Genomic DNA, 5443 nt, shown 5'->3' on the forward strand with positions numbered 1-5443 from the left:
GCGACGAGCGCGGCGACGGCCCAGGACATGGTGTACATCCCCTGGTAGCGCCCGCGGCCGTGCACCGGGGAGAGCCGGACCACGAGACCGGTCTGGGTGGGCGCGTTGACGATCTCGGCGAGGGTCCACACGCAGACCGTGAGGGCGAAGACGCCGACCGACCCGGCGAAGGCGGTGAGGCCGAAGCCGTACCCGGCGAGCAGCGAGGAGATCACCAGCAGCCGCCCGGGGTCCCGGTGCTCGATGAACCGGGTGACCGGGATCTGCAGCACGACGATGAGCACGCCGTTGACCGCGATGGCCAGGCCGTAGTCGGCCGGGGTGAACCCCGCCGCGCCCATCGCGACGGGCAGGCCGACCGAGCCCTGCTGGAAGATCACCGCGACCAGGAAGGACAGCCCGACGACCCCCATGAACCGCCCGTCGCGCAGCACCGTCCCCAGCCCCACGGACTCCTCCCGCGCCTGCTCCGCGCTGCTCCGCACGGGCTTCGACTCGGGCAGCTTCACGAAGACGACGACGGCGCACACCATCGTCATCACGGCCTCGATGAGGAAACCGGCGAGGTAGCTGTACTCGGCGATGAACCCGGCGGCCATGGAGGAGACGGCGAAGCCGAGGTTGATGGCCCAGTAGTTGAGGGAGAAGGCACGGATGCGGTCCTCGGGCCGCACGATGTCCGCCATCATCGCCTGGACGGCGGGCCGGGAGGCGTTGGAGGCCATGCCGACGAGGAAGGCGACGCCGGCGATGGCGACGGGGTCGTGCACGAACCCGAGCAGCGCGACGGACACCGCCGTCGACGCCTGCGCGACCAGCAGCGTGGGCCGCCGTCCGAGCCGGTCGGTCATCACCCCGGCGCCCAACGACGAGATCACTCCGCCGAGGCCGTGCAGGGCGGCGACGAGACCGGCGTAGGTGGCGGAGTAGCCGCGGTCGAGGGTCAGGTAGAGCGCCATGAAGGTGGCGACGAAGGCGCCGAGCCGGTTGACCAGGGTGCTGGTCCACAGCCACCAGAACGCCGGGGGCAGCCCGGAGACGGTTTGGCGGACCGCGTGTCTCGCACGGGCTACCGATGACATGGGACCCCCCGGATGTAAGTGGCTGGAAAGGCAAGCAGACCTTACGGAGGGTTCGTGTCCGGGGGCCACTCGATTAACAGATCCCGTCAACCGTCCGACCGGCGGGCGCCCCGCGCAGCAAGGACGGGCCTTCGATTACGCTCGGGCACATGGCCGACGCACCGTACAAGCTGATCCTCCTCCGCCACGGCGAGAGCGAGTGGAACGAGAAGAACCTGTTCACCGGCTGGGTGGACGTCAACCTCACCCCGAAGGGCGAGAAGGAGGCGACGCGCGGCGGCGAGCTGATCAAGGAAGCCGGCCTGCTGCCCGACGTGCTCCACACGTCCCTCCAGAAGCGCGCGATCCGCACCGCGCAGCTCGCGCTGGAGGCCGCCGACCGCCTGTGGATCCCGGTCAGCCGCAGCTGGCGCCTCAACGAGCGTCACTACGGTGCCCTCCAGGGCAAGGACAAGGCGCAGACCCTCGCGGAGTTCGGCGAGGAGCAGTTCATGCTGTGGCGCCGCTCCTACGACACCCCGCCGCCCCCGCTCGACAACGACGCCGAGTACTCCCAGTTCTCCGACCCGCGCTACGCGACCCTCCCGCCGGAGCTGCGCCCGCAGACGGAGTGCCTGAAGGACGTCGTCGTCCGGATGCTCCCGTACTGGTTCGACTCGATCGTCCCCGACCTGCTGACCGGCCGCACGGTCCTGATCGCCGCCCACGGCAACAGCCTGCGCGCCCTGGTCAAGCACCTCGACGGCATCTCGGACGCGGACATCGCGGGCCTGAACATCCCGACGGGCATCCCCCTGTACTACGAGCTCGACGCCGACTTCAAGCCGGTCACCCCGGGCGGCAAGTACCTCGACCCGGAGGCGGCGGCAGCCGCGATCGAGGCGGTCAAGAACCAGGGCAAGAAGAAGTAGCCCGAATGCTTTAAGCCCCCTACCTGCGGATTCTTCGCCGGTGGGGGGCTTTGTGCTGTCCGTTACCCGGGTGAGCAGGTACCGCTGCTCGCCGACCCATACCGGCGGGAGCGCGAACAGCGGGACGGTGACAGTGACCCCCGACGCCGGCCCGTCGTGCACGGGCATCCGGAGTCCGCCGCTCTCGTCGGACTTGAACTTCATGGAAGGAGTCCGCCCGGATTCGAGCCACAGGGCGGACACGCCTCCTTCGACGCGTGCTCAGCACCCCCAACAGAAAGACGGGGAGCCGTCGCACTCCGCACGAGCTCACCGGCGCTCGCCACCGATGCCTCGGCATGGTTCCACGACCTGCTACCGCTGACCCGGTGGTCTTTCGCCGCGGTAATTCGATGGTGCGCGCGAAGGGGTGTGTTCACCCTGGTCCGTGTGACAGAACCTCAACACCGGATTCGAGCAGTGCACACGGACTCCACGGTCACCGTCTACCAGGCGTACGCGCCGGAGATCGGCCTGCCGGCCGCCCGGGAGGGCCGTTTCCCGGCGGTGTGGAAACGGGACCGGATGACATGGATCAAACCGTCGTTCCTGTGGATGATGTACCGCTGCGGCTGGGGCACCAAGGAAGGCCAGGAGGCCGTTCTGGCCGTCGAGATCACCCGGGAAGGCTTCGAGTGGGCACTGGAACACGCTTGCCTGTCCCACTACGAACAGGGGCTCCACGGTGACCGCGCCACGTGGAAGCGCCGGCTGAAGCGGGCTCCTGCCCGGGTGCAGTGGGACCCCGAACGCGATCTGCGCCTTCAGCCGCTTCCCCACCGCTCGCTCCAGCTCGGCCTCGCCGGCGAAGCCGCACGTCGCTACGCCGACGAGTGGGTCGTCTCCCTCACCGACGTCACGCCGCTCGCCCACGCCGTCCATGCCCATGTACGGCGTGGAGACCTGGACATCGCCCGGCAGCTCCTCCCCCAGGAACGTCCCTACCCCGTGAACGACGAGCTCCTGGCCCATCTGCGCCAGTGAGCCAAGCCGGCCGAACGAGATGTCTTGTGAAGAGGCGACGCAGGCTTGAAGCCTGCCGGGAGCACTGACGCGGCACGCGCCGAACCGGTCGTGGTCCGGCGCGTTCGACGTGGGTCAGGATGCTGCGACGAGCCTTCACGGCGGGTGCGTTAACGTCCTGCGGCATGAAGAGAAGTGGGGTGGGGCCCCGCCTGGCCGCTGTCGTGGCCGTTTCGGGGCTGGTGCTGGTGGGTTGCCCGCGTTGTATTTCCTGTCCGTCTATGGCTGCGGCGAGGACGAGGACCGGCTTGCCGAAGTGATGGCCGGCGCGGCGATGCTGGACACGGCCCCGGAGGGAGCTGCCCCGGAGGACCGGTACCGGGATTGCGACGACGACGACCGCTTCGTGGCCGTCGGGACGCAGTACCGGTACGGCGGGTCCCTGAAGAACGCCTTGGCTCACTATCGGGAGGCCGCCGGGGCGGACGGCTGGCGACCGAGCACCACGGCCGAGGGCGAGACGGTGTCCGGTTGTTTCACCAAGTCGCTGGGCGGGACGACCGCCTACTTGGGCATAGAGGGTCCGGACGACGGTCTGCTCCAGGTGGAGATCGTCGCGGACCGCGCGGGTTCGCAGTGGTGCTGAGGGATTGATCGGCTCCAGTCCTGGTGCTCTACGGCGGAGCAGGGTTGAGGTCGGTCGACAGCAGGCGCACATCGGTTGCGCGCCAAAATGAACCGCCTCGGGTGTTCGTCAGGTGCCTCACACGCTCACGGCGTGCTCGCGCACCGCGATCCGGGCCAGCTTCGTCAGCATCATGCCGTTGCGGACCGCGACGAAGTAGTCCACGGGGAGGCCGTGCATCCGGGTGCCGGGGCCCCGGAGGGGGTGCCGATCGAGGGTGAAGAGGGTGTTCCCGCTCCAGGGGGTCAGCTTCATGGCGATGCGAGCTGCGCCGAAGGGATCTGCCTTCGCTTCCAGTTCCATGCGGTGTCGTGGTTCGCAGATGCGGACGACGCAGGTGTCGTCGAGGGTCAGAGGGCCGACGCCGACGCGGACTTTCAGTCGGGCGCCCACGTCTGGCCAATGCGGATCCACGGCGAGGACCTGCTGGGTTCCCGTCACCCACTCCCCGTAGCGATGGCCGTCGGACAGCAGGCGCCAGACTTCGGACGGCGAGCTCAGGATCAGGCAGCGGTTCCGGGCCATCATCACGCTCCTGGAGGAGGGGCAGCATGGAGGCGCCCCCGGTCGTGGCGTCCCCGGAACGAGGACGTCCGGCGCAGCAGACGCTCGGCGGCTGTGAAGCGCGGCGCGGGAGCCCGGCCACTCCTCGGCTCGACGGGTGGGCCCGGCGCACCGGGTCGTCCCTCCGGCCGTCCCGCGGGCTTGGCTTCCAGCGTCATGCCGACCGCACCACTTGCACAGCCCGACAGATCCAGACGGGTGAGTCGACAGCCGGGGACGAGTTGCGGTGGGCCCCACCTGCCTGCGGCGCCGGACGTGCCGGCCCACAACCAGCACGACCGGAAGCGACAGCACGAACGTCCGAACGGTCGTCGCCGCGTCGTAGGACCGGTACACGACGGCCGGCCTGCAGGTACGGACACCTGGCACGTCGCACAGCAGCCCCGCACCGCAAGCGCACCGGATCGAGCGGGTAACAGCGGGGAACCACGGTGAGAGCCGCCGATCCCGGTAAGGCCACTCCTCGGTCGTTCACCCGGGTCAGTGCCCGGACGGGCCGCACACGGTCGCAGCTTCCCAAACTGACGGCGCGGCTCAACGTGCCGGTGACGGCGGCTGCCGTGTGGTCGGCTCAAGGGCCGGAAGCGCGTTCGCGCGGGCCGGTGCAGCCGCCGGGCTTGCGCGGTCCCTGCGGTAGTGTCTCGTCGGCAAGCAGCTCGCCCTCGGTCTCCTCGCCGCAGCGGAAGCAGGCGCCTGGCGAAGCCTGGCGATCCCTGACGGTGCTCCGGGTCGTTGCTGGGCCGTCCGAGGGCGTCGTGGGCGTCCGTCAGAGTGTGGTGAAGGAGGCGAACAGGGTCGCCGCGCCGCCCAGGAGCAGGAGTTGCAGGGTGCCGGGGATGCGCCAGCCCAGGACGAGCAGGCCGCCGCCGGTGAGTGCCGCGCCGCCGGTCAGGAACCACATCGCCTGTCGGGCGGCCCGAGGGGCGTCCGGTGGGTTGGAGGTGTCGTAGCCGTCGGCCCACCCCGTCATGCCGTAGCCGTACAGCAGCCAGGCGATCACCATCAGGTCGATCAGGAGCAGCGCCGCGGCGACTCCCGCCTGTCGGCCGGTCGACGGCCTGCTCTCGCGCCTCATCCCCACCGCCGTTCCGGTTGTCGCCCCTCGTCCGTCCACCGCACGGGGGACAACAGCATGCGGCCTCGGGCCGCGCCCCGCATGAGTACGCCTACTCAGATGTACGGAGGCTCAAGGGAGGGGC

Annotated in this window: 6 protein-coding genes and 1 pseudogene; 3 read left to right on the forward strand and 4 right to left on the reverse strand. The window is 69.8% G+C overall.

Going from position 1 to position 5443, the window contains the following annotated elements; genetic code table 11:
• Positions 1 to 1082, reverse strand: a 1082-nt coding sequence (locus B7L92_RS16780) for an MDR family MFS transporter (protein WP_081238408.1), incomplete at its 3' end; no start/stop codon positions are given.
• A 149-nt stretch (positions 1083 to 1231) separates the two neighbouring features.
• On the opposite strand from B7L92_RS16780, the gene B7L92_RS16785 reads away from it, so the two are divergent.
• Positions 1232 to 1993, forward strand: a complete 762-nt coding sequence (locus tag B7L92_RS16785; RefSeq protein WP_004986504.1) for a phosphoglyceromutase — start codon at positions 1232 to 1234, stop codon at positions 1991 to 1993.
• Between the two features lie 69 nt (positions 1994 to 2062).
• Here the strand turns inward: B7L92_RS16785 and B7L92_RS43675 are convergent.
• Positions 2063 to 2236: pseudogene (locus B7L92_RS43675) on the reverse strand (DUF5959 family protein); the annotation flags it as partial.
• Between the two features lie 186 nt (positions 2237 to 2422).
• On the opposite strand from B7L92_RS43675, the gene B7L92_RS16790 reads away from it, so the two are divergent.
• Positions 2423 to 3016 (forward strand): DUF4291 domain-containing protein, encoded by a 594-nt coding sequence (locus B7L92_RS16790; RefSeq protein WP_081238410.1) that lies wholly within the window; start codon positions 2423 to 2425, stop codon positions 3014 to 3016.
• 232 nt (positions 3017 to 3248) lie between these two features.
• Positions 3249 to 3641: a hypothetical protein gene (locus tag B7L92_RS16795; RefSeq protein WP_255310999.1), complete on the forward strand. Its 393-nt coding sequence runs from the start codon at positions 3249 to 3251 to the stop codon at positions 3639 to 3641.
• 117 nt (positions 3642 to 3758) lie between these two features.
• On the opposite strand, the gene B7L92_RS16800 is transcribed toward B7L92_RS16795, so the two are convergent.
• Complete coding sequence (locus B7L92_RS16800) at positions 3759 to 4205, reverse strand: SRPBCC family protein (RefSeq protein ID WP_107501511.1); 447 nt, start codon at positions 4203 to 4205, stop codon at positions 3759 to 3761.
• An 805-nt stretch (positions 4206 to 5010) separates the two neighbouring features.
• On the reverse strand, positions 5011 to 5319 hold the full coding sequence (locus tag B7L92_RS16805; RefSeq protein WP_255311000.1) for a DUF6234 family protein: 309 nt from the start codon (positions 5317 to 5319) through the stop codon (positions 5011 to 5013).
• Between the last annotated feature and the right edge of the window lie 124 nt (positions 5320 to 5443).

The sequence above is a fragment of the Streptomyces viridosporus genome (assembly GCF_002078235.1).
Lineage (GTDB): Bacteria > Actinomycetota > Actinomycetes > Streptomycetales > Streptomycetaceae > Streptomyces > Streptomyces viridosporus.

Coding starts and splice junctions, on each gene's coding strand:
- B7L92_RS16805 (WP_255311000.1), bottom strand. CDS start 5,319: ATGAGGCGCGAGAGCAGGCCGTCGACCGGCCGACAGGCGGGAGTCGCC.
- B7L92_RS16785 (WP_004986504.1), top strand. CDS start 1,232: ATGGCCGACGCACCGTACAAGCTGATCCTCCTCCGCCACGGCGAGAGC.
- B7L92_RS16800 (WP_107501511.1), bottom strand. CDS start 4,205: ATGGCCCGGAACCGCTGCCTGATCCTGAGCTCGCCGTCCGAAGTCTGG.